This is a genomic window from Labedella gwakjiensis (assembly GCF_003014675.1).
In the GTDB taxonomy this organism is placed as follows: Bacteria; Actinomycetota; Actinomycetes; order Actinomycetales; family Microbacteriaceae; genus Labedella; species Labedella gwakjiensis.
Genome location: NZ_PYAU01000001.1, coordinates 107,424 through 129,905, shown reverse-complemented (window position 1 = coordinate 129,905; position 22,482 = coordinate 107,424). Strand labels below are relative to the sequence as shown.

Here is a 22,482-nt window from a genome sequence, read left to right as displayed (position 1 = left end):
GCTACCGGTCCCCGCCGTCGGCGTCGCGCCGCCCGCGCTCGTCCGGGTGGGAGAGACCCACGGGAGGGAGGGCGACGGCGGCGGTCGACGTGCTGATGAGTCGGTCCTCCGCCACTTCGAGCTCGGTCTCCAGCTCGGTCTCCTGTGCAGCGCCGTGTCGCTGCACCGCGTTCATCGTACCGAGCCGCGCGTTCGGGAGGAACGCGACAGCGATGAGGGTGATGACCGCGAGCGGCACGCTGTAGAGGAAGACCTGTCCGACACCGGTGCCGTAGGCGCTCTCGACGACCACACGGATCGCCTCGGGCAGCTGATTCACCTGCGGGATGGTGCCGCCCGCGAGGGCCTGCGCCGCGACGGCCTGCTGCTCGGGGGCCAGGCCGGCGATGCCGTCCTTGATGCTCTGGGCGACGACGGTTCCGAGGATCGATCCGAGAGCGGACACACCCACGGTGCCTCCGAGGCTGCGGAAGAACGTGACGGCGCTCGTGGCGACGCCGAGGTTCCGCACCTCGATCGAGTTCTGCACGACGAGGACGAGGTTCTGCATGAGCATGCCGATACCCGCTCCGAGCACGAACATGTAGATCGCGACGAGGACGAACGGGGTGTCGTAGTGCAGGGTGCTGAGGAGGGAGGTGCCCACCACGGCGAGGACACCGCCGGTGACCATGATCGCCTTCCACCGTCCGCGCTTGCTGATGAGGGAGCCGAAGAACGCGGACGCGATGAGCAGTCCGGCCATCATCGGGATGGTGAGGAGGCCCGACTGGGTGGGCGTCGCGCCACGCGCGAGCTGCATGTACTGGGCGAGGAAGACGGCGGTGCCGAACATCGAGACGCCCACGGAGATGCTCGCGATGACCGCGAGGGTGAAGGTGCGGTTGCGGAACATCGAGAGGGGGATGATCGGCTCGGCGGCCTTGAGCTCGACGATGACCGCGGCGGCGAGGAGCACGACGGCTCCCGTGACCATGATGAGCGTCTCGAGCGACATCCAGTCGAACTGCTTGCCGGCCATCGACAGCCAGATGAGGAAGAGGGAGACGCCACCGGCGATGAGGACGGCGCCCGCGTAGTCGATGGTGACCTTGCGCTTGGCGCGCTTCGGCAGGTGGAGCGTCGACTGGATGAGCATGATCGCCACGATCGCCACCGGGAGAGCGACGAAGAAGTTCCACCGCCACCCGAACGCGTCCGTGATGAGGCCTCCGAGCAGCGGGCCGCCGACGGTGCCGACGGCCATCACGCCGCCGAAGAGGCCGGCGTAACGCCCGCGCTCTCGCGGGCTGATGATGTCGGCCATGATGATCTGGCTGAGCGCCGCGAGACCGCCGCCGCCGAGACCCTGGAAGACGCGGAAGACGATGAGCCAGTCGGTGTTCTGAGCGAAGCCGGCTGCGGCCGAGCCCAGCACGAAGAGCCCGAGGGCGAGCTGGATGAGCAGCTTGCGGTTGAAGAGGTCGGCGAACTTCCCCCACAGCGGCGTGGACACCGTCGTGGCGAGGAGGGTCGCCGTGACCACCCAGGTGTAGGCCGACTGGTCGCCCTTGAGCTCCGAGATGATGAGCGGGAGCGACGTCGAGACGACGGTTCCCGCGAGGATCGACACGAACATGCCGAGGAGCAGACCGGAGAGAGCCTGGAGCACCTGGCGGTGGCTCATCGAGCCGTCTGGCGACCCCTCGGCGACCGCTGTGGCGGCGGTATCAGGTGTGTTCGTGCTGCGCTTCCGCGCATCCTCGTGGCGTGACATGTGACTCCCGGTAATAGTTGGCAACGGTCAACTATACACCTTCGTCACGTATCTGGTGCACCGACGGAGGTCCGCACGGCGCGCTGGGTCCGCCGACCGCGACACGTTCAGCCGAGCACGAAAGGAGTTCCCGTAGCGCTCGGCCGAACCTGTCGCTCCGGTCGACTGCGTCGGAGGGTGCTGCTGGCGCGTCAGTCCGGGATGATGCGTCGGCCCATGCTGATCGAGCCGTCGGGCTCGTAGCCGAGCGACGCGTAGAAGCCGAGAGCTGCATCGTTCCCCGCCCGCACCTGCAGGTTGATCTTCGGGCAGCCGAGTGCCTCGAGCCGCACCTCAGCCTCGCGCACGAGAGCCCGCCCGAATCCCGTGCCGCGGTGGTCGGGTGCGACCGCGAGGTAGTTGAGCCAGCCGCGGTGGCCGTCGTAGCCGGCCATGAGGCTCGCGATCGGTTCGTCGTCCACCGTCCCGACGAGGAAGAGGTCCGGCTGCACGGTGAGCTTCCGCTCGATGTCGCGGTGAGGATCGTTCCACGGTCGGGTGAGCTCGCACGCGTGCCACAGAGCGACGACGGCCTCGGTGTCGGACGGGCGGAAGGACCTGATCTCCATCGGATCAGTCAATCACTCGTCGACTCCGAGGCTGCGCCGGGCGGGCGTCGAGGGCGGCAGATACCTGTCGAGGGCTACAGGTGCACCTGTAGCCGTGGGTCGGGAGTAGCCCTCTGGGTTAGGGGCGACCGGTGCGGCGACGGCGGGGCACGCGGAGGGGGGCTGTGCCGGAGGCGAGTTCGATCGCGTCGCTGTAGTGGCCGACGAGGGCGCCCGTCACGCTCTTCCATGTGCGCGTCCGCACGGCCTCGCGAGCGGCGCGGCCGAACGCTGCGCGCTTCCCGTCGTCGCCCACGAGGTCGCGGACGTGCGACGCCATCTCCTCGAGGTTCCCGGGGGTGTAGAGCCACCCGGTGCGGCTCGAGTCGACGAGGTCGAGGGGGCCGCCGCGTCCCGTCGCGACGACCGGAACGCCCGACGCCATCGCCTCCTGGATCGTCTGGCAGAAGGTCTCGGACTCGCCGGGGTGCACGAAAACGTCGAAGCTCGCCATGGCCATCGCGAGCTCGTCCCCACCGAGGAAGCCCGCGAAGTGCGCGTCCGGCAGCTGCCGCCGGAGTGCCGGACCGAGGGGGCCGTCACCGACGATCACGAGGCGCGTGCCGGGGACCGACGAGAGCGCCGCGAGATCCTCGAGCTGCTTCTCGGCGGCGAGCCGGCCGACGTAGCCGACGATGCGCTCGCCGTTCGGCGCCACCGTCCGTCGCCACGACTCCGAGCGCTTCGACGGATCGAACCTCTCGGAGTCGACGCCGCGCACCCAGAGTCGCACCCGGTCGATGTTCCGCTCCTCGAGCTGCCGGATCGCGGAGCTCGACGGGGCGAGAGTCAGCGTCGACCCGGTGTGGATGCGGTCGACGTGCTGCCAGAGCAGCTCCTCGGCGTAGGGGATGCCGTACCGGGCGGCGTAGGCCGGGATCTCGGTCTGGTACACCGCGACGGTCGGCAGCCCGAGCGCCTGCGACGCGAGGAGTCCGCGCCACCCGAGCACGAACGGCGAGGCCAGGTGGACCACGTCCGGCTGGAATCGCTCGAGCGTGTTCATCAAGCGGCGCGACCCGCCGGGCGCCACGCGCACGCTCGGATACCGGGGGAGCGTGAACGACGGGACCTGATCGACGCGCACGCCCGCGTGCTCCGCCGGAGTGAGGCGTCCGCTCCGGGCGGCGATGACGATCATCTCGTCGCCGCGTTCGGTGAGGTGCTCCATCACGCGCAACAGCGAGTGTGTCACCCCGTTCATGTGGGGGAGGAAGGATTCGGCGACCATCGCGATCCGCATACTCGATGGTCTCTCCCGGCGGGAACCGGACGGTGAGCGCGAGGAAGACGCGAGGTGAAGCCGGCGTGACGAGAGCATGACGCGAGCGCCTGCGCTCGGGCGGGAATACGGTGGGGGAATCGACCGTTGACCCGATCGACAGATACATTCAGGTGAATGGATCGCAGCAGGCACCGGTACAGACGGAACAGGACGGACGGCTCGACATGACGAAGACCCTCGAACTCGGACTCGACACCTTCGGGGACGTGAGCGTCGATGCGCAGGGCGAACTCCTGCCGCACGCGCAGGTGCTCCGCAACCTCGTGGAGCAGGCGAAGCTCGCCGACCGCGTGGGCCTCGCGTACTTCGGCATCGGTGAGCACCACCGCGAGGACTTCGCCGTCTCGGCCCCCGAGGTGCTCCTCGCGGCGATCGCCGCGCAGACGGAGGACATCCACCTCGGCACCGCGGTGACGGTGCTCAGCTCCGACGACCCGATCCGCGTGTTCCAGCGCTTCGCCACGCTCGACGCCGTGTCCAACGGTCGCGCAGAGGTCATCCTCGGTCGCGGATCGTTCACCGAGTCGTTCCCCCTCTTCGGCTTCGAACTCACGCAGTACGAGGAGCTCTTCGAGGAGAAGCTGCAGCTCTTCACCGAGGTGCGCAAGCAGAAGCCCATCACGTGGCAGGGCAACACCCGCGCGCCGCTGTCGAACCAGTCGGTCTACCCGCCTATCGAGAACGGCCTCCTGAAGACGTGGATCGGTGTGGGCGGAAGCCCCGAGTCCGTCGTGCGTGCCGCGCACTACGGCCTTCCGCTCATGCTGGCCATCATCGGAGGGGAGCCGCACCGCTTCGCACCCTTCGTGAAGCTCTACAAACAGGCGCTCGAGCAGTTCGGCAACCCGCTTCCCCCCGTGGGCGTGCACTCGCCGGGTCACGTGTCCGACACCGACGAGCAGGCGCGCGAGGAGCTGTGGCCGCACTATCGCGTGCTGCTCGACCGCATCGGCCGCGACCGCGGATGGCCGCCCATCACGCGCGACCGCTTCGAGGCCGAGGCCGCGCCGGAGGGCTCGCTGTACGTGGGCTCGCCCGAGACCGTGGCGCGGAAGATCGCGCGCACCGCGTCGATCCTCGAGCTCGACCGCTTCGACCTCAAGTACGCGAACGGCACGATGCCGCACGAGAACCTCATGCACAGCATCGACCTCTACGGAACGCAGGTCGCTCCGCGCGTCCGCGAACTCCTCGCACAGGAGGGCGCGCTCGTCACCTCCTGAGCACGCGCGCCTGCACCGACCGCTCCCCACTCCACCCCAGGAGTGGGGAGCGGTCCCCATCGAGGGGCGTCCCGGCGTGTCGATAGGGTGAACGTGCGCCCGTGATCGCCGCGACGGGCGCTCGATCGACCGTCGGGGGGAGATGATCGCGTGAGCTCCGGTCAGCCCATCCGTTCCGACGGCGCTCGCCGCGCCATCGGGCGCTTCTCCGCCGGAGCCTGGACCGTCGGCGCGATCGTGATGGCGCTGATCGCGTTCTCCACTTTCGCTCGCCTCGAGTGGGACCCGCAGACCGGCGCGCTCCGGGACACGGAGGGCGGCTACGGCTACAGCGACTACCCCTGGGAGGACGCGAACCTCCCGGAGGTGCAGCCCGTCGACGGAAACGTGTACGCCGGCGACGGCAACGCGGTGATCCGTATCGACGACGTCACGACGGATCCGCTCCAGGTCACCCAGCTCTCCGACGCGAACGTGCGGCTGTCCATGACGGAGAGCGGCGACATCGACCCGGATCTGGCCGTCGACGATCGCGAGTGGCCATTGCGGGTGGGCTATCCGCAGCCCGATCTCCCGTCCGTCGTGTTTCCCTATGAGGGGACGCTCGAACTCTGGGTTCAGGTGGAGGGCCCGTGGCAGCTCCGGATCGAGCCTCTCACCGCGGAGGAGATCACCGATGTGGTCTCGGGGAAGGGCAACAAGCTCCTCGTCTACCGCGGATCCGCCGCGAGCGCGCTCTTCGAGTTCGTCGGAGAGGGCATCTTCTTCGTCACCGCCTACACGCGTGAGACCGGCGAGGAGTCCCTCTTCATCGAGAGCGACCCCCTGCGAGAGAGGCAGTCGTGGACTCCGTCCGACGTCGTCGTTCTCAGTATCGAGTCGTCGGCCGATCGTGGAGCCTGGGTCGTGGACATCGACCCGACGGTCGATGACACGCCCTCGACGACGCCGCCGAGCGAGCCGTCCCCGACCTCCACCGACACACCCACCGAGCAGGAGACCCCGTAGATGGCCGACTTCACGAAGACCCTCGACCAGGCGTTCAAGGCGAGGCTCCCTCTCCTCTACATCGAGACGAGCGAGGAGGAGCGCGTCATCCAAGAGATCGGGCGGGCGGCCGGCGAGCTGCGGCATCCCCGCCAGGTGTGGACGTGGTCGTCCGCGACGGGCCTCGTATCGCCGGAGTCGAAGATCATCGCGAACACGACGAACCCGTCCCGCGCGCTCGAGCACGCCCAGACCGTCGCCGAGAACGCCGTCTTCGTCTTCTGCGACCTCCACGCCTACTTCGGTTCGGAAGGGCGCCCGGGGGACCCGGCCATCATCCGCAAGGTGCGCGAGGCCGTCCTCGAGTTCCGGCACGGCGACCTCGGCCGGGCGCTCATCGTGACCGCGCCGGTGCGCACGATCCCTCCGGAGCTCGACAAGCTCACGAACCTCGTCGAGTTCCCGCTGCCGGATCGCGCCGACCTCTCGTGGCTGCTCGACACCATGATCGACAACAACACGTCGGGGGACGGCCGGATCCGAGTGAAGGCCTCGGCGGGCGACCGCGAGAAGATGGTCCAGGCAGCGCTCGGGCTCACGATGGCCGAGGCGGAGAACGCGTTCGCGCGGGCGATGGTCGACGACGGAGCGCTCTCCTCCGACGACATCGACATCATCCTCGACGAGAAGCGGCAGACCGTGCGCAAGGCCGGGCTCCTCGACTTCGTGGACAACGGCATCGACCTCGACCAGGTCGGCGGTCTCAACAACCTCAAGCGGTGGTTGTCGCGGCGCGACGGGTCCTGGCTCGCCGAGGCAGAGGCATTCGGACTTCCCGCGCCGAAGGGAGTGCTCATCACGGGAGTGCCCGGCTGTGGGAAGTCGCTCACGGCGAAGGCCACGGCCGCCTCATGGGACATCCCGCTCCTCCGCCTCGACATCGGCAAGATCTTCGCGGGCCTAGTGGGCTCGAGCGAGCAGAACCTGCGCACGGCGATCGCCACGGCAGAGGCCGTCGCGCCCTGCATCCTCTGGGTCGACGAGATCGAGAAGGGATTCTCGAACACCACGGGCTCCGGTGATTCCGGTACCACTGCCCGGGTCTTCGGGTACTTCCTCACGTGGATGCAGGAGAAGAGCAAGCCGGTCTTCGTCGTCGCAACGGCGAACAACATCGACGCGCTGCCTCCCGAGTTCCTGCGGAAGGGACGTTTCGACGAGATCTTCTTCGTCGACCTCCCGACGGCCCAGGAGAGAGACGCCATCTGGCGCATCCAGCTGGCATCGCAGACCACACCGGCCAACGGCCTCGGGGCCCTCGCCTCCGACGAGGCCGTGATCGAACGGCTCACGTCGGCGTCCGAGGACTACTCGGGAGCCGAGATCGAGCAGGCGGTGGTCGTCGCGATGTACGAGGCCTTCGCGGGCGGACGGACGGTGACCGTCGACGACCTCGAGAAGGCGGTCACCTCGATGATCCCCCTCGCGGTCACGCAGTCGGAGGAGGTGGCCGACATCCGCAGCTGGGCCGCGCTCCGCGCCGTCCGCGCCACGGGAAGCGAGGACGCCGATCCCGCGGAGGACACGACCGCGGGAGTCCCCGCCACGGGAGCGGACCTCGCCAGGCGACGCGGCGGACGCACGGTCGACTTCTGATGCACGACACGACCCCCGCGCACGATCAATTCGGAACGGAGACGGACACATGACCGAGAAGCAACTCGTCGTCCAGGTGCGACGCGATGGAACGGTGACCGCCGAGACGGTGGGCATGCAGGGGGCGGAATGCCTCGACTACATCGCCGTGCTCGAGCACATCCTCGAAGCGCAGACGACCGAGTCGGCGTTCACCGACGACTACTACCGCACCACCGCAGAGCAGTCGACCGACGTGGTGGCGGAGGACCGCGATGCGCTCGGTCGCTGAGCTGCTCGCGCGGCCGGAACCGGAGCGCCGGTCGGGGGAGACGCTGCGCTGGTCCCGGTTCCTCTCCTCTACGCGCGCGGAGGGCCCCGGCCTGCGGTCGGCTCTCTGGGTGCAGGGCTGTTCCGTCCGATGCCCCGGTTGCTTCAACCCGCACCTGTGGGCCGAGACGGGGGCGCGGCTCGACACCACGTCCGAGCTCGCCGCCCGCTTCACGACCGAGACCGCCGCGGCGGGAGCCGAGGGGATCACGCTCCTCGGGGGTGAACCGTTCGACCAGGCGGAGGCGCTCGCCGAGGTCGCGGAGAGCGTCCGCCGCGAGGGCCTCACGGTCATGACCTTCACCGGCTACACGCTCGACGCACTGCGGACGTGGTCGTCCGGGCGTGACGACATCGCGCGCCTCCTCGACGCGACCGACCTCCTCGTGGACGGCCCGTTCCTGCGCGATCGACCCGACCCCGGTCGGCCCTGGCTCGGGTCGAGCAACCAGGGGATCACGGCCCTGACCCCCGCATACGCCGACGCCGTCGCCGCCATCGAGTCGGGCGGCGGGCTCGATCGGGTCGAGATCCGCATCGACCCAACCGGAGCCGTCGCCGTCAACGGCTGGGCCGACGACGCGGCCCTCGCCGCCCTGCTCGACGATCTCGGAGTGCGTGCCGACGGCCCGCTCCGGAAGGAGAAGAACCGATGAGTGTCACGATCCTCCTCATCCCCGTCGCTCTCGCGGCGGCGTCGCTCGCCGGCGGGACCGGCCTCACGGCCGCGTTCCGCGCAAAGAACGACGCGGGAGCGGGCGACGGACCGGCCACCGCTGTGAGCGTCCGCACCCGCATGAAGGACCGCGGACTGCTCGGACTCGCACTCGAAGACCTCGGCGCCGTCGACGTCTCGGTGGGCGCTGCCGAGGTCTCGGCCGTCGTCGACGATCATCGCCTGACGATGACGCTCACCGATGACGACGTCTGGGAGGCGCACTTCGAACGCACAGACGGCCTCGCCGTCGACGAGGGGATCGCCGGCGACATCCTCACCCGGCTCGACGGGGCGTACGCCGGCCGTGTGCAGTCGGCGGTGGCCGCACGGATCCGTGCGCAGGCCGACTCGGCCGGCTTCGAACTCGTCTCCGAGACGCGTGACGACGACGCCACGGTCACGATGGTGCTCAACGTGCGCCAGGACGCGTGACGAGCGCGTCGGCGAACGGGCGGTGGGGAGGGCCGGACGGTCCCTCCTTCCGATGGCTCGTCCTCACGAGCCTCTGGCTCGTGTTCGTCCTCATGCCGAACGGGGTCACCACGTGGCTCGGCTTCGCGATCATCGGCTTCGCCGTCCTCCGCCCCCTGTGGATCGGCGCGGCCGTCGCGTACTTCGTCGCCACGGTCGCGATCGAGACGACGGATGCGCTCGGCGTCTGGAGCGTCGTGCTCGGTGGTGTCCTCTGGGTGGTCGGCATCGCGCACGGCATCTCAGCCAACAGGTTGTGGCAGACGACACTCTGGAGCCGAATGGAGCGCGGAGTGCGACTCCTCGGGCGCGGAACTCCACGGCGTCGGCCGGCCGGGGTGTCGGCCGGCCGGTCCTCGCGGTCGCTCCCTCCCGAGGCCGTCGGACTGCTCGACGCCTCCGGCACGGACCGATCCGACTACCTCGCAGACGCCTCGCCCGCGCCCGCACGACCCGCGTCCTCGCGACCCGCGTCCTCGCGGCGTCGCACGTCCTCGCGGGGCGCGCGGGAGGGCGCGCTGCCCGCCACGCCCGTCGATGTGAACACCGCGACGCAGAGGGATCTCCAGTCGCTGCCCGGATTCACACGACAGCGCGCGAAGGCCGCGATACGAGAGCGGGAGCGTCTCGGCGGGTTCAGTTCGGTCGAGCAGTTCGGGGCCGTCGCCGGCCTCCAGCCGCACGAGGTCGTGCGCCTCGGCCCCGCCCTCGAATGCTCGCCGAAGCCGCGTCGCCCCCGGTCTTTCGGACGACGTGTCGACCTCTGACGGAAGGTCCCGGTGCACGATCGACATCCGATCGGGCACGTATCGGCGCTGAATACCGGGTTTTGCCCGGGAACGCGCCTATTGTGGCGGTGTGTGGAGGCTAGATCGACGAAACGATGACGGCGTGCTCGAGACCGAGAGCGCCGCCGGAGGTGACGTCCTGGGCCCGAACAGCACACAGCCGCACGACCTCACCCTCGGGGATCCCACGGTGACCGTCGCGAACGTCGCGGATCGTACGCGCGACCAGTGGCGCGAGGAGCTCGCGCAGGTCGGCGGGCGGTCTCCACTCCTCCACTTCGTGGACGCCGCGCACACCGCGATCGAACTGAGCGCGACGCACCCCGGGGGACTGCCGCAGTTCATCACGGGTAAGTCCACCTTGCTCTCGAACCTCATCCGCGACGAGGTCGCCCTCCGTCGCGCGAAGGTCTCCGCCGACCTCATCACGGCGAAGGGCATCGAGCTCCGCAGCGTCCGCGGCATCGACGCGGTGCACCTGGCGGTCGGCCTCGCCCACTGGCGCTTCGAGGGCGCCGATCACTGCGCGCCCGTCCTCCTCCGTCCCCTCGCCATCCGGCGCTACGGCAGCGACTTCGAACTCAAGCTCACCGGCACCACGGTTCTCAACCCCGAGCTGGCTCGGGCGCTGCGCGAGCAGTTCGGCATCACGCTCGATGCGACGGCGTTCGAGGCTCTCGCTCACGCCGGCGACGTGTTCAAGCCGCAGCCTGTGATCGATCGGCTGCGCGGGCTCACGTCCCACCTCGACTGGTTCAACGTGCAGCCGCGACTCGTCGTGTCGTCGTTCGCCGACGTGAGCGCCGGTCTCATCCAGGACGCCCGCACGCTCGACCACCCCGTGCTCGACGCGCTCGCGGGCAACCCCGGATCGCGTCGCCTCATCGAGGGCATGAGCTCGCCCGTCGACCCGGTGCCGCAGGACGAACGCCCTCCCACCACGGACACCCTGCTGCTCGACGCCGACTCCGAGCAGGAGAACGTCATCGCTCAGATCGTCGCCGGTCAGTCGATCGTCGTCCGGACGCTCCCGGGCACCGGCGGAACGCAGACGATCGTGAACGCGCTCGGCGAGCTCGTCTCGAAGCACAAGCGTGTGCTCGTGGTGAGCCCGCGCCGGTCGAGCCTCGACGGCATGCGTCACCGCTTCACCGGCGTCGGACTGCCGGGGCTCGCGGCACACCCCTCCACGCTGAGGCGGGATCTCGTCACCGCCATCTCGCGCAACGAGAAGGCCAAGGCCCCGCGCGTCTCCGACGTGGACGACGCCCTCGTGCGTCTGCGCAAGGTGCTCATCGACTACCGTTCGTCGCTCGTGTCGATCGACCACCTGCTCGGCGTGTCCGTCGTCGATGCGCTCGACGCCCTCACCGCGCTCGCGAACAAGGCGGAACCGCCGTCCACGACTGCGCGCCTCGACATGCACTCCATCGCACGGCTCGCCCAGGGGCGCGAGGAGACCGCTCGAGCCCTCGCGCACGCAGCAGCGCTCGGAGAGTTCCAGTACGGCCCGGGCGACTCGCCGTGGTACGGCGCGCACTTCGCCACCACCGCGGACGCGAAGGCGACCCACGAACTCGCGAAGAAGCTCAACCGCAGCGAGCTGCCCCGGTTGCTCGAGCGCGGCTACGAACTCATCGGCCAGACGCGCATGCGCCCCTTCGAGACGCTCGAGGAGCTCGGCATCTACCTTCGGCTGCTGCTCGACGTGCGCGAGACGCTCGACAAGTTCCAGCCGTCCGTCTTCGACCGCTCGCTCTCGGAGCTCATCGCCGCCACCGACTCGCGTCGCGAGTCGCCCGGCATGTCCTCGGCGAATCGCCGACGGCTCAAGAGGCTCGCCAAGGAGTACGTGCGTCCAGGGGTGCACATCTCGGACCTGAACGCCGCCCTCCGCCGTGTGCAGCAGCAGCGCATCCTCTGGCAGCGCTACGTGGATGCCGGAGTGACGCCGGAGGTGCCGCTTGGCATCGCCGACGTGCAGGTCGCCTATCAGCGGGTCGTCGCGGACCTCGGTCAGTTGGACGCGCCGCTCGGGCGCGAGGATGCCGCCGATCGGCTCGTCGCCGCGCCCGTCAAGGAACTCGTCCGGATGATGTCCGGTCTCGCCGCCGAGTCCCAGGTCATGGACAACCTGCAGGAGCGCACGACCCTCATCGCCGAACTGCGCGAGAAGGGCCTCGACGATCTCCTCGTCGACCTGTCGAGCCGGCACGTCCCCGAGCGCCTCGTCGCCGACGAGCTCGAGCTCGCCTGGTGGCAGTCCGTGCTCGAGAACGCTCTCGGGAACGACAAGGCACTCCTCGGGGCGAACACCCAGGTCATCGACCGCCTGGAGGCCGACTTCCGTCTCGTCGACGAGGCGCACGCCTCGGCGTCCGGAGGAATCCTCGCGGGGATGCTCGCCGATATGTGGAAGATCGGCCTCGTCGACTGGCCGGACGAGGCGCACGCGTTGCGGACCCTCCTCCGCGGCGACGGCGTCATCTCACCGGCCGACGTCGAGGCTGCGGCTCCGCACCTCGCGCGTTCGTTGTCGCCGATCTGGGCGATGTCGCCGTACGACGTCCCCGCTCTCCCGGACTCCCTGCGCTTCGACGCCGTCTTCCTCCTGGACGGGGGAGCGACCCTCCTCTCCGAGAACGTCGGAGCGATCAGGCGGGCGAAGCAGGTCGTCGTCTTCGGCGACCCGGTCACGCAGAGCCCCACGCCCTTCGAGATCGCCGTCGGTTCACCCGACGAGGCGGAGCGGCACGTCGACGAGGACGTCGACGTCGACGAGCTCGCCTCCCGCTCGGCCTTCGCGCAGCTCGGAGCGCTCCTGCCGGGTCTCCAGCTCACACGGAGCTACCGCGCCGGCGGCGAAGACCTCGCGGAACTCGTCAACCAGCGCTTCTACGGCGGCGAGATCGACTCGCTGCCGTGGGCCGGATCTTTCCTCGGCCACGGGTCGCTCACCCTCGACTACGTCGCGAACGGCCACGGTATGCCCGACCCGCTCACCGGCACGGTGGAGTCGGTCGACCCCGAGGTCGCTCGCGTCGTGAGCCTCGTGCTCGAGCACGCGACGAACCGTCCGCGTGAGTCGCTCATGGTGGTCACCGCGAGCGAGAAGCACGCTGTCCGCGTGCAGCAGGCGGTCCTGAACGCGTTCTCGCGCCGCAGCGATCTGTCCGACTTCATCCTGCGCGAAAGGGCTGAGCCGTTCACCGTCCTCACGCTCGAGCAATCGGAAGCGGAGAGTCGCGACCGGGTGATCTTCTCGCTCGGCTACGGCGTGACGCCGCACGGTCGCGTGCTCTCGACCTTCGGAGCGCTCGGTCGCCCCGGTGGCGACCGGTTGCTCGCCGTCGGCATGACGCGCGCTCGTCGGTCGATGGTGATCGTGTCGTGCATCCGTCCGGACGACATCGACCCCGAGCGCATGCAGCACGGCATCGTGGCGCTCGCCCAGATCCTGCGCGAGCCGCCGCGTCGCGACCCGCGTCCGCCCGACACCGACGGTGCGCAGCCGATGCTCATCGACCTCGCCGAGCGGCTCTACCGCCACGGCCTCAACGTGGAGATCGGATACCGCGGGTCGATCGCCCTCGTCGCGGCCTTCGGCGCGAAGGCCGTCGCCATCGAATCGGACCCCGAGGTGGGTCTCGAGTCGCTGCGGGAGTCGCTGCGACTGCGGCCCGATGTGCTGCGTCGTCTCGGGTGGCACTACGTGCGTGTGCACAGTTTCGATCTGTTCGCCGACCCCGAGGGCGTCGCGCGCAACATCCTGTCCATCCTCGGGGCCCCGGTCATCGATGTTGTGAGCACGGGTGTCGTCGAATCCTGACGACCCGTCGACGGGACCAGCCCCCGGTACCGGCGAGGCCCGATCACGTCAGCGGGTGACGAGAGTGGCCGGCTCACGTCGCGCGCGGCTCGAGCCCGTTCCCGGGACCGATCCGTCGCCGGACATCCCCGCGCGTGACGATGCGCCGCCCGCGCGCACCGGCAAGCGGGGAGAGAACGACGAACGACTCTGGGGCGACGTTCCGCCGCACTGGTGAGCGGGTGTACAGTGAAGCGCCATCTGGCACCGCGCGGCGAGGGAACGGGCGTATCCGGCTTCACTCGCGAGAGGCACGCCCGAATGTGTCCAAATCTGACCCCAGAATCCTGGTCGGATGCCCACCGCTACGAACCGTATCTCGGTCGGTGGAGCCGTCTGATCGCGCACGACTTCATCCCGTGGCTCGATGTGCCGCCCGGTTCCCGGTGGGCCGAGGTCGGGTGCGGCACAGGCGCGCTGTCGGACGAGATCATCCAGTCCGCTCAACCGTCGTCCCTGTGGGCGAGCGATCCCTCGGCGGCGTATCTCGCCTACTCGCGGTCGCGCGTCACCGACCCGGCTGCCGATTTCTCGGTCGGTGACGCCGAACACATCGATCTTCCCGACTCCTCGGTCGACGTCACCGTGTCCGGCCTCGTCCTCAACTTCGTGCCGGACGCGGCTGCAGCACTGCTCGAAGCCCGGAGGGTCACACGGCCGGGTGGGACCGTCGCCGGCTACATCTGGGACTACTCCGGCGAGATGGCGGCGATCCGATACTTCTGGGACACGGCGATCCTCCTGGACCCCGTCGCTCGACGTCTGCACGAAGGCCGCCGCTTCGCCACCTGGATGCCGGACGAACTGGCTCGACGATTCCGTGAGGCCGATCTCGAGAACGTGGTCGTCGAACCGATCGTCATCGACATGGTCTTCCGCGACTTCGATGACTATTGGCAGCCGATCCTGGGGGAGCAGGGATCTGCTCCGACATATCTCGCCACGCTCGAGCGCGCTTCAGTCGACGCCCTCCGCGAGGCGGTGCGGAGCAACGTCCCCACCGCGCCGGACGGTTCGGTCCCGATGACGGCTCGAGCCTGGGCGGTCAGAGGCACCGTGCCGGAGGATTCCGGCCCTCCAGGCGCGTCGGCGAACTAGACCTCGCGCTTCGCGAGCAGATCGCGGATCTCGGCGAGCAGCTCGACCTCGGTCGGTGCCAGGGGCGCCTCGTTATCGCCTGCCGGCTTGTTCTTCGCCAGGAGGGCGTCAGCGCGCTTCTTGAGCGTGTTGATCGGCAGCACGAAGACGAAGTAGACGACGGCCGCGATGATGAGGAAGTTGAGGATCGCGCCGATGATCGCACCGAAGTAGATGGTCGAGGATCCGCCGCTCACCGTCGGGATCGCGAGGGGGAGCGCCTTGTTGAGGCTCTCCGCGTTGAAGAGCGCGCTGATGATGGGGTTGAACAGGTTGTCGACGATGGAGGTCACCACCGCCGTGAAGGCCGCGCCGATGACGACGGCGACCGCGAGGTCGATGACGTTCCCACGGAGGATGAACTCCTTGAAACCCTTGATCATGTGCGTGCTCCCTCGTTCCCTGATTGAGGTGGTGCTCATCGCCGGACGGCGATCAGTGTGCTGCTGCGGCCGATCCCGTGCCGGACGACGATCCCGACGAGCCGGAGCTCGCGGCGCCCGATGAACCCGACCCGGAGGACCCGGACCCAGACGATCCCGAACCGGACGATCCCGAACCGGACGACCCCGACCCCGAGCCGGATGAGCCGGACGACGAGTCCGACGACGACGACGCGGAGTCGGACGAGGAGCCCGGGGTGGCCGGGCTGCTCGAGGAGGATCCGGAGCGCGAGTCCGTGCGGTAGAAGCCGCTGCCGTTGAAGGTGACACCGATCGAGCCGAACACCTTGCGGAGGCGACCTCCGCACGCCGGGCACTCGGTGAGGGCGTCGTCGCTGAACGACTGGTACTGGTCGAAGGCGTTTCCGCAATCGGCGCAGCGGTAAGCGTAGGTGGGCATGCTGTCTTTCTCGGGGTGGGTCAGAATTCGATGATGCGGTCTGGTGTGACGACGCCGTCGACGGGCTGGTCGTGCCGTTCGCTGGGGACGTCGTCGATCAGTTCGGTGTCGTAGACCACCGCGTACACGGGCGGGCACTTCTCCATCGACCCGAGGGTCTTGTCGAAGTAGCCCTTGCCCCAGCCCATCCGCATGCCGTCGCGACCGATCGCGGCGGCGGGCACCAGGATCAGGTCGACGTCGTTGATGGCGAGCGGGCTGAGGAGCTCCCCTGACGGCTCCGGCATCCCGAACAGTCCTACGAGTTCGACGCCGTCCTCGCCGACCGTCCAGTCGAGCAAGCCGTCCTCGCGGCTCACGGGGAAGAGCACGCGGAGCCCCTCCGCCCGTGCCCACGCGAGGTACGGGCGGGTGTCGGGTTCGTCGGGGGCTGAGAGGTAGCAGGCGATCGACCGGGCACTGAGCCCGAGGGTGAGCGATTGCAGATTCTCGGTGAGGCCCGCGGAGGCGTGTTCGTGCTCCGACGAGGTGAGGTTGCGCCGGCGTTCGCGGAGTTCGGCTCGGAGGGCGCGCTTGCGGTGCTCCGTGTCGGTCGTCATGCGCACATTCTAGTTCGGGCATCCGATCCACATGTCCCCTCTATGTGCGACGTGCATTCGAGGCGATTATGGATACGCTGGGCGAATGGGACACAGAGTTGAAAAAGCCGTCATTCCTGCTGCGGGCCTGGGGACGCGCTTCCTGCCGGCGACGAAGGCCATGCCGAAGGAGATGCTGCCGGTCGTCGACAAGCCGGCGATCCAGTACGTGGTCGAAGAGGCCGTCGCGGCTGGGCTCGACGATGTGCTCATGATCATCGGCCGGAACAAGAACATGATCGCGAACCACTTCGACCGCGTGGCCGAACTGGAGCACAATCTCCTCGCCAAGGGCGACGAGAAGAAGCTCGCCCGCGTCATGGAGTCGACGGACCTCGCCGACATCCACTTCCTGCGCCAGGGCGACCCGAAGGGACTCGGTCACGCCGTCCTCCGGGCGAAGAGCCACGTGGGAGACAACCCCTTCGCCGTCCTCCTCGGAGACGACCTCATCGATGAGCGCGACGAGCTCCTCACGCGCATGCTCGACGAGCAGGAGAGTCGCAACGCCACGATCATCGCGCTCCTCGAGGTCGACCCCGACTCCATCCACCTCTACGGCGCCGCCGCCGTCGAGGCGACGGACGATCCCGACGTCGTTAAGGTCACGGGACTCGTCGAGAAGCCGGCGAAGGAGGACGCTCCGTCCAACCTCGCGATCATCGGCCGCTACGTGCTGAAGCCCGAGGTGTTCGAGGTCCTCGAGAAGACCGAGCCGGGCAAGGGCAACGAGATCCAGCTCACCGACGCATTGCAGGTGCTCGCCGCGGACGACGAGATCGCCGGAGGCGTGTACGGTGTGATCTTCCGCGGCCGTCGCTACGACACGGGCGACCGCCTCGACTACATCAAGGCCATCGTGCAGCTCGCGCTCGACCGTGAGGACCTCGGCGCCGACCTCGGCCCGTGGCTCAAGGACTTCGCGGCCAACCTCGACTGAACGGCCGGCCGGGCTCCGCCCGGCGGAAGGACTGCCATGGCGGCTCCCATTCCCGTCCTTCGCGACGGTGACATCTCCCTGCGCTCGATCCGTCTGCGCGACGCGAAGGTCGTGGAACGCGAACTCATGGAGAACCGACGCTGGTTGCGGAAGTGGGAGGCGACCAACCCCTACGGGCCGCTCAGTGCCTGGGACATGCGGGGCAGCATCCGCTCGCTCCTGGTGCAGGCGCGTCAGGGCACCGGACTTCCTTTCGTCATGGAGCACCAGGGTGAGATCGCCGGTCAGTTGAACGTGTCGGGCATCGTCTACGGCTCGGTCTCGAGCGCGACTCTCGGCTACTGGGTGAGCGAACGCTTCGCGGGATACGGCATCACCCCGACGTCCGTGGCGCTCGCGACCGACCACGTGTTCTTCTCGATGGGACTCCACCGCATGGAGATCTGCATCCGCCCCGAGAACGCGCCGAGCCTCCGCGTGGTCGAGAAGCTCGGCTTCCGCTACGAGGGGCTCCGCCGGCGGTTCATCCACATCAACGGCTCGTGGGCCGATCACTTCTGCTTCGCGCTCGTGCGCGAGGAGGTGCCAGGGGGAGTGCTCGCCCGCTGGAAGGAGGGCCGGGTGCCGGCCGACGCCTGCGTGATCCCTGCGGCCGACCTCGAGGCCGCCGCCCACCCCCTCACCACCTACACCGACTGAGAGGGCTACTCCCGAGCGACGGCGCCACCTGCACCGGGCGCCCTCGGCCCCGAGCTATAGCCCTCAGTCGAGGGCCGTACGCCGCAACACACCCATGCAACCACCAGGGTTCGCGAACCTTCAACCCTTACCTTAGGGACATGGCCGGTGGTGGAGTTCTGAGTGGTGGTGTCGTCTTCGCGATAGCCGCTGCGCTCTGGATGCTCTACCTCATCCCCACGTGGCGCCGCCGCAGCGAGTTCATCGCGACCGAGCGGAACGCCGTCCGGCTGCAGCAGACGCTCCGCATCCTCGCCGAGACCTCCGAGGTGCCGCAGGAGATCCGGGTGGAAGCCACGTCGCGTTCGGTCGCCGAGCAGCAGCGTGTGCTGAAGAAGCACCGACTCGAGCAGGCCGCGATCGCGAAGGCCGAAGCCGAGGCCCTCGCACGGAAGCTCAAGGCCGAGTCCCGCCGGCTCTCCGCCGAAGCAACGGCTGCTGCGCTCGCTCGATCGCGTCGTCGCGCGCGCCTCGCAACGACGATCGTCCTCCTCGCCTCGCTCGTCGTCGCCGGTGTCGGCGGCATGCAGTTCGCCACGGCGGGTACGTGGGGAATCCTCGCCGCGGCCGCGGCATCCTCCGTCTCCTGTATCGCTCTCCTCGGACGCATGGCCCGGGTCACGCGCCGAGTCTCGCGAGTCGCCGTCTCCGCTCCTCTCTCCGCGAGCACTCCGCAGAGCTCGGCCCTCGTCGAGTACGAGGCGGATGTGGTGCCGGATTCCACGTGGACACCGGTGCCGCTGCCGCGTCCGCTCCACCTCTCCCAGGGATCTGCGGCCGCGTCTGCGATCGCCGAGGCCGAGGCGCACGAACGACTGCGTGCTGCGGCCCTCGCCGAGGCGATGGCGCAGCGTGCAGCCGAGCTCGCGCCGCCGATCGCGACGTTGCCGGCACGCGAGGCCCCTGCGGCCACCTCCGCCGCGGCGCCGGCCGCCGTCGAGGACGCTCCCGCCGTCGACTCGCGCTTCGCCCGCATGGGCGTCATCGATGAGGCGGAGATCGCCGCGAACGATCTGGTGCGTCGCCGCCGGATGGCGGGCTGACGCTCTTCCGGATCGCTCCTCGGATGAGACGGCGGGCTCGGGTTCAGTCGCGAGCACGGCTCGCAGCGGCTGTTTCGCCTTCGACAGGCGACCGGGTGGTGGACGGGGTGATTCCATGGTGAATCCCCCTCGTGGTCGCCCTCACCCCTCACATGTCCGGAACGCGGCGCGCTGTCCACGGCGCGGGGACACCGGATGGGGCACCGCAGGGCAGGTTCGGCCGGACCGCGGACGGCCGTCCGGACGGCCGTTTCGATCGTGATAGCCTGTTCAGGCACTTGGGCCTATGGCGCAGTTGGTAGCGCGCTTCGTTCGCAATGAAGAGGTCGGGGGTTCGAATCCCCCTAGGTCCACCACTGTGATGAGTTGCGAATATTCTTCGCGATGACCGCGTCGCGATACGCGCGAAGCAACGCAGAACAGCCCGGCCATCGGCCGGGCTGTTCTGCTCTCCACCTCGATGCGGCGCCGATGCGGCGCGCAGCGATTCATCGTCGGCTCAGGCCGGTGCAACTCCCCAGAACCGATCCTCGCCCACCTGGTCCTCGCTGATGAGCCAGATCTCCGCGATCCGGTCGCCCTCGACGCGGAACACGTCGACGCCGTGCTGATCGAGGTCGTCCGCTCCCTCGCGCCGGGCCGTGAAGCGCACGGTCGTGGCGACGAGGACGCCGCTCTCTGTGGCCGACTCCGTCTCCAGCGAGAAGGTGCCACGGCTGAGTTTCATGAACCGTCCGAGGTGGGCCAGGACAGCCTCGGGGCCGACCACGTCGCCCGAGAGCTGATTCGCGCCGGGCTGATGCCACACGACGTCCGCCGTCAGCGTGGCCGCCAGCGCTTCCATGTCTCCGGACGCCACAGCGGCGCCGTACTTTCCCACCACATCAATCGCCGACATATTCGTCCTCCGGTTCTCGTCGATAGCCTGAGAGTCCAGAGTGCCGAGGCAGCCGCGGTTACTTCAACGTCACCATCGAGGAGGAGCACGTGACCCCTGAATGGACGGTCTTCTCCGCGCAGTGTCCCTCGAGACAGTCCTTGGCGCGGATCGCGAACAAGTGGACGGCCATGGTCGTCATTCTCCTGCACGAGAGGCCCATGCGATTCGGCGAGCTCCATCGCGAGGTGCAGGGAATCGCGAAGAAGGTCCTGAGCGACACCCTCCGCGCGCTCGAGCGTGACGGCATGATCGGGCGATCCGCCCACGGAGACGGGCATGTCCGTTACGACCTGACCGATCTGGGTCGCACCCTCCACGAGCCGCTCAGCGCGTTGCAGAGGTGGGCGGAGTCCCACGTGGAGGACGTGCTCGATGCGCAGGATCGGTTCGACGCCGCGGCCGACGAGCAGATCCTCTCGTCCTGAGGGTGACCGGAGCGACACTCTCCGGCGCCGAACCCGGTGATGGTTGCTCCGCGCGGCCGTCCCGCGTAGAGTCATCGAACCGGTTCACTGTCGAACCGGTTCGACAGTGGTCGGGGACAGCGTTCTCAACCACGTCGGCAGGACGGTGCGACGGCGGTCAACGCGCCTGCGGTGGTGATCCACCGCTTCCTGCCGGGGGTCGCTGCAGTTCCGCGGCACCCGTCGACGGGTGAAGACACAATGCAAGGGAGCACTTGTGAGAATGAAGACCACACTGCCCGGAATCGCGATGATCGGCGCTGTGACCGCGGCGCTGCTCGTCCCCGGGCCCGCGGCGTATGCCGCGGACCACACCCTGGTCGTCGATGCCGGAGCGGTCCTGCGTCCCGTGACGCACGTCGCGGCGGGTGGCCTGTACGGCATCTCCGACGCGTCGACGCCGTCCGCGTCGATCCTGCAGCCGCTCAGCCTGCGGCAGCACACCCAGCCGCCGCCCGGGGTGCAGCAGCTCGGCAACGGCGCCACGACCCCGGCGGGAGACGCCCTCAAGGTCGCGTCGACGGTCATCGCGACGGGTGGTCAGCAGTACATCCGGATGCCCGATATCTACCCGGACTTCCCGTACCGCTGGGTGAGCTGGGACGACTGGCTCCAGAAGGTGAACAAGATGGTGGACGATCGCCTGGCGGCGACGTCGACGACGAACATCAACGGCTGGGAGATCTGGAACGAACCCGACGGGACGTGGGACACCGAGAAGGCCGGCCCCTACAACGACGGCTGGACCCGCACCTACCGGGCGATCCGCGCCAAGGACACCGTGACCCCGATCATCGGACCGGGAACCACCATCTACAACCCCACCTTCATGCGATCCTTCCTCGAGAACGCGAAGGCCACGAACACGCTTCCCGACGTCATCGTGTGGCACGAGCTGTCGCAGGGTTGGCAGAACATCGACGAGCATGTGGCGGACTACCGGGCGCTCGAGCGGAGCCTCGGCATCTCTCCGCGACCGATCTCCATCAATGAGTACGCGTGGCCGGACCAGGTCGATGTTCCGAGCGCCGCCCTCCACTACATCGCGCAGTTCGAACGCACCGGGGTCAACGATGCCGAGCGTGCGTACTGGTTCGAGGCAGGCACGATGAACGGGCTGCTGTACAACGGCCAGCCGACGGCGTCGTACTGGATGTACAAGTGGTACGGCGAGATGGCTGGCAACATGCTGCCGGTCACGGCCGACGGCGACCTGGACGGCATTGCGTCCCTCGACGGCACGAGGAAGATCGCCAACGTCGTCTTCGGCGGCGACTACGGCAACAACACCGTCCGGGTGGATCGGCTCACCGGTTTCGGGAGCACGGTCAAGGTGGTGCTCTCCTCGGTTCCCGGCTCGGGCCGTCAGACGAACGTCTCCGCTCCGACGACCCTGTCGACGCAGACGCTCCCGGTGGTGAACGGCTCCGTGACGATCCCCGTGAGCAACATGGACGCGCGCCAGAGCTATCAGGCCCTCATCACGCCGGTGAACGGTCCGACGACCGCCTACCAGCAGGTGTACGAGGCGGAGAACGCGACCGTCGTGAACGCCCAACGTCGTACCTCGACGTCGGCGTCGAACGGCGGATACGTCGGCGGCATCGACGGCTCGGCGGACATGCGCTCGCAGAGCTTCGTCGACTTCACGGTGAACGTGCCGAGCGCCGGCACGTACTCGCTGGCCATCCGGTACGCGAACGGAACGGGAGCCACCTCCACGCAGGGACTCGCCTACAACGGCGGCGCCTGGTCGACGATCTCCTACCCGCCGACCGGCGCCTGGGGACAGTTCGCCAACTCGGTGACGACCTCGGTCTCCCTGAAGGCCGGATTCAACACCATCCGGCTCGCGAAGGGCTCGCCCTTCTTCGCGGGAGGAACGGGGTTCGCCGAGATCGATTCGATCTCCGTCACGCGCTGACGGGCGCGGTCGTTCGCTAGCCGGGAGGGAGGGTCGCACGCGCGGCCCTCCCTCGTCGGCGCGGAATCCGTTCACCGCCCGTTCGCCTGCTCGCAGCAGACTGGGGG

The 22,482-nt window shown here is 68.8% G+C and carries 22 protein-coding genes and 1 tRNA gene; 16 read left to right on the top strand and 7 right to left on the bottom strand.

Features of this window, described 5'->3' with window-relative positions; all coding sequences use genetic code 11:
* Position 1: 1 nt before the first annotated feature.
* The 3 genes from CLV49_RS00585 to CLV49_RS00575 all read right to left on the bottom strand — a co-directional run bounded on the left by CLV49_RS00585 (position 2) and on the right by CLV49_RS00575 (position 3,646).
* Entirely contained in the window at positions 2 to 1,666 is a 1,665-nt protein-coding gene (locus CLV49_RS00585) for an MDR family MFS transporter (protein WP_106564796.1), read from the bottom strand.
* A gap of 281 nt (positions 1,667 to 1,947) precedes the next feature.
* A complete protein-coding gene (locus CLV49_RS00580) occupies positions 1,948 to 2,364 on the bottom strand; it encodes a GNAT family acetyltransferase (RefSeq protein WP_106561791.1) in 417 nt (138 codons plus the stop codon).
* 118 nt (positions 2,365 to 2,482) lie between these two features.
* Entirely contained in the window at positions 2,483 to 3,646 is a 1,164-nt protein-coding gene (locus tag CLV49_RS00575) for a glycosyltransferase family 4 protein (RefSeq protein WP_106561790.1), read from the bottom strand.
* Between the two features lie 206 nt (positions 3,647 to 3,852).
* On the opposite strand from CLV49_RS00575, the gene CLV49_RS00570 reads away from it, so the two are divergent.
* The 10 genes from CLV49_RS00570 to CLV49_RS00525 all read left to right on the top strand — a co-directional run bounded on the left by CLV49_RS00570 (position 3,853) and on the right by CLV49_RS00525 (position 14,806).
* A complete protein-coding gene (locus CLV49_RS00570) occupies positions 3,853 to 4,911 on the top strand; it encodes an LLM class flavin-dependent oxidoreductase (protein WP_106564795.1) in 1,059 nt (352 codons plus the stop codon).
* Positions 4,912 to 5,061: 150 nt separating this feature from the next.
* A complete protein-coding gene (locus tag CLV49_RS00565; RefSeq protein WP_106561789.1) occupies positions 5,062 to 5,919 on the top strand; it encodes a hypothetical protein in 858 nt (285 codons plus the stop codon).
* Positions 5,920 to 7,554, top strand: a complete 1,635-nt coding sequence (locus CLV49_RS00560; RefSeq protein WP_106561788.1) for an AAA family ATPase — start codon at positions 5,920 to 5,922, stop codon at positions 7,552 to 7,554.
* A 49-nt stretch (positions 7,555 to 7,603) separates the two neighbouring features.
* Entirely contained in the window at positions 7,604 to 7,825 is a 222-nt protein-coding gene (locus tag CLV49_RS00555) for a DUF2997 domain-containing protein (protein WP_106561787.1), read from the top strand.
* Positions 7,809 to 8,519 (top strand): 4Fe-4S single cluster domain-containing protein, encoded by a 711-nt coding sequence (locus CLV49_RS00550; protein ID WP_106561786.1) that lies wholly within the window; start codon positions 7,809 to 7,811, stop codon positions 8,517 to 8,519. Before CLV49_RS00555 ends, CLV49_RS00550 begins: the two co-directional genes overlap by 17 nt.
* On the top strand, positions 8,516 to 9,013 hold the full coding sequence (locus tag CLV49_RS00545) for a hypothetical protein (protein ID WP_106561785.1): 498 nt from the start codon (positions 8,516 to 8,518) through the stop codon (positions 9,011 to 9,013). Before CLV49_RS00550 ends, CLV49_RS00545 begins: the two co-directional genes overlap by 4 nt.
* On the top strand, positions 9,010 to 9,819 hold the full coding sequence (locus tag CLV49_RS00540) for a ComEA family DNA-binding protein (protein ID WP_106561784.1): 810 nt from the start codon (positions 9,010 to 9,012) through the stop codon (positions 9,817 to 9,819). The genes CLV49_RS00545 and CLV49_RS00540 overlap by 4 nt, the downstream gene beginning before the upstream one ends.
* Positions 9,820 to 9,943: 124 nt before the next feature.
* A complete protein-coding gene (locus tag CLV49_RS00535) occupies positions 9,944 to 13,669 on the top strand; it encodes an AAA family ATPase (protein ID WP_243696489.1) in 3,726 nt (1,241 codons plus the stop codon).
* A gap of 55 nt (positions 13,670 to 13,724) precedes the next feature.
* Positions 13,725 to 13,886: a hypothetical protein gene (locus CLV49_RS18400; RefSeq protein WP_166426839.1), complete on the top strand. Its 162-nt coding sequence runs from the start codon at positions 13,725 to 13,727 to the stop codon at positions 13,884 to 13,886.
* Between the two features lie 83 nt (positions 13,887 to 13,969).
* Positions 13,970 to 14,806 carry a methyltransferase domain-containing protein gene (locus CLV49_RS00525; RefSeq protein WP_106561781.1) on the top strand — a complete coding sequence of 279 codons (837 nt, stop codon included), beginning with the start codon at positions 13,970 to 13,972 and terminating at the stop codon, positions 14,804 to 14,806.
* Here the strand turns inward: CLV49_RS00525 and mscL are convergent.
* Genes mscL through CLV49_RS00510 form a run of 3 tightly spaced genes read right to left on the bottom strand, consistent with a single transcriptional unit; the run spans position 14,803 to position 16,287 of the window.
* Entirely contained in the window at positions 14,803 to 15,228 is a 426-nt protein-coding gene (gene mscL, locus CLV49_RS00520; RefSeq protein WP_106561780.1) for a large conductance mechanosensitive channel protein MscL, read from the bottom strand. The genes CLV49_RS00525 and mscL overlap by 4 nt on opposite strands.
* 52 nt (positions 15,229 to 15,280) lie before the next feature.
* Complete coding sequence (locus tag CLV49_RS00515) at positions 15,281 to 15,688, bottom strand: FmdB family zinc ribbon protein (RefSeq protein WP_106561779.1); 408 nt, start codon at positions 15,686 to 15,688, stop codon at positions 15,281 to 15,283.
* Positions 15,689 to 15,708: 20 nt separating this feature from the next.
* The gene (locus CLV49_RS00510) at positions 15,709 to 16,287 is read right to left on the bottom strand and encodes a 5-formyltetrahydrofolate cyclo-ligase (protein WP_106561778.1); all 579 of its coding nucleotides are present in this window, start codon (positions 16,285 to 16,287) and stop codon (positions 15,709 to 15,711) included.
* Positions 16,288 to 16,372: 85 nt separating this feature from the next.
* Between CLV49_RS00510 and galU the strand changes: the two genes are divergently transcribed.
* The 4 genes from galU (at position 16,373) to CLV49_RS00490 (ending at position 19,403) form a co-directional block, all read left to right on the top strand.
* Positions 16,373 to 17,266: a UTP--glucose-1-phosphate uridylyltransferase GalU gene (gene galU / locus CLV49_RS00505; RefSeq protein ID WP_106561777.1), complete on the top strand. Its 894-nt coding sequence runs from the start codon at positions 16,373 to 16,375 to the stop codon at positions 17,264 to 17,266.
* 36 nt (positions 17,267 to 17,302) lie between these two features.
* Positions 17,303 to 17,965 carry a GNAT family N-acetyltransferase gene (locus CLV49_RS00500; protein ID WP_106561776.1) on the top strand — a complete coding sequence of 221 codons (663 nt, stop codon included), beginning with the start codon at positions 17,303 to 17,305 and terminating at the stop codon, positions 17,963 to 17,965.
* Between the two features lie 140 nt (positions 17,966 to 18,105).
* Positions 18,106 to 19,047, top strand: coding sequence for a hypothetical protein (locus CLV49_RS00495; RefSeq protein WP_106561775.1), 942 nt, complete (start codon positions 18,106 to 18,108; stop codon positions 19,045 to 19,047).
* A 280-nt stretch (positions 19,048 to 19,327) separates the two neighbouring features.
* Positions 19,328 to 19,403: transfer RNA gene (locus CLV49_RS00490), tRNA-Ala, on the top strand.
* A gap of 143 nt (positions 19,404 to 19,546) precedes the next feature.
* Here the strand turns inward: CLV49_RS00490 and CLV49_RS00485 are convergent.
* Entirely contained in the window at positions 19,547 to 19,945 is a 399-nt protein-coding gene (locus tag CLV49_RS00485; RefSeq protein ID WP_106561774.1) for a nuclear transport factor 2 family protein, read from the bottom strand.
* A gap of 89 nt (positions 19,946 to 20,034) precedes the next feature.
* On the opposite strand from CLV49_RS00485, the gene CLV49_RS00480 reads away from it, so the two are divergent.
* Entirely contained in the window at positions 20,035 to 20,412 is a 378-nt protein-coding gene (locus CLV49_RS00480; RefSeq protein ID WP_106561773.1) for a winged helix-turn-helix transcriptional regulator, read from the top strand.
* Between the two features lie 262 nt (positions 20,413 to 20,674).
* Entirely contained in the window at positions 20,675 to 22,375 is a 1,701-nt protein-coding gene (locus tag CLV49_RS00475; RefSeq protein WP_243696490.1) for a CBM35 domain-containing protein, read from the top strand.
* Positions 22,376 to 22,482: the final 107 nt, after the last annotated feature.

Excerpts from the sequence above, each read along its gene's own strand:
- CLV49_RS00585 (WP_106564796.1), bottom strand. The coding sequence starts at position 1,666 with ATGAGCCACCGCCAGGTGCTCCAGGCTCTCTCCGGTCTGCTCCTCGGC.
- CLV49_RS00580 (WP_106561791.1), bottom strand. The coding sequence starts at position 2,364 with ATGGAGATCAGGTCCTTCCGCCCGTCCGACACCGAGGCCGTCGTCGCT.
- CLV49_RS00575 (WP_106561790.1), bottom strand. The coding sequence starts at position 3,646 with ATGCGGATCGCGATGGTCGCCGAATCCTTCCTCCCCCACATGAACGGG.
- CLV49_RS00570 (WP_106564795.1), top strand. The coding sequence starts at position 3,853 with ATGACGAAGACCCTCGAACTCGGACTCGACACCTTCGGGGACGTGAGC.
- CLV49_RS00560 (WP_106561788.1), top strand. The coding sequence starts at position 5,920 with ATGGCCGACTTCACGAAGACCCTCGACCAGGCGTTCAAGGCGAGGCTC.
- CLV49_RS00555 (WP_106561787.1), top strand. The coding sequence starts at position 7,604 with ATGACCGAGAAGCAACTCGTCGTCCAGGTGCGACGCGATGGAACGGTG.
- CLV49_RS00550 (WP_106561786.1), top strand. The coding sequence starts at position 7,809 with ATGCGCTCGGTCGCTGAGCTGCTCGCGCGGCCGGAACCGGAGCGCCGG.
- CLV49_RS00545 (WP_106561785.1), top strand. The coding sequence starts at position 8,516 with ATGAGTGTCACGATCCTCCTCATCCCCGTCGCTCTCGCGGCGGCGTCG.
- CLV49_RS00525 (WP_106561781.1), top strand. The coding sequence starts at position 13,970 with ATGTGTCCAAATCTGACCCCAGAATCCTGGTCGGATGCCCACCGCTAC.
- mscL (WP_106561780.1), bottom strand. The coding sequence starts at position 15,228 with ATGATCAAGGGTTTCAAGGAGTTCATCCTCCGTGGGAACGTCATCGAC.
- CLV49_RS00515 (WP_106561779.1), bottom strand. The coding sequence starts at position 15,688 with ATGCCCACCTACGCTTACCGCTGCGCCGATTGCGGAAACGCCTTCGAC.
- CLV49_RS00510 (WP_106561778.1), bottom strand. The coding sequence starts at position 16,287 with ATGACGACCGACACGGAGCACCGCAAGCGCGCCCTCCGAGCCGAACTC.
- galU (WP_106561777.1), top strand. The coding sequence starts at position 16,373 with ATGGGACACAGAGTTGAAAAAGCCGTCATTCCTGCTGCGGGCCTGGGG.
- CLV49_RS00500 (WP_106561776.1), top strand. The coding sequence starts at position 17,303 with ATGGCGGCTCCCATTCCCGTCCTTCGCGACGGTGACATCTCCCTGCGC.
- CLV49_RS00495 (WP_106561775.1), top strand. The coding sequence starts at position 18,106 with ATGGCCGGTGGTGGAGTTCTGAGTGGTGGTGTCGTCTTCGCGATAGCC.
- CLV49_RS00485 (WP_106561774.1), bottom strand. The coding sequence starts at position 19,945 with ATGTCGGCGATTGATGTGGTGGGAAAGTACGGCGCCGCTGTGGCGTCC.
- CLV49_RS00475 (WP_243696490.1), top strand. The coding sequence starts at position 20,675 with ATGAAGACCACACTGCCCGGAATCGCGATGATCGGCGCTGTGACCGCG.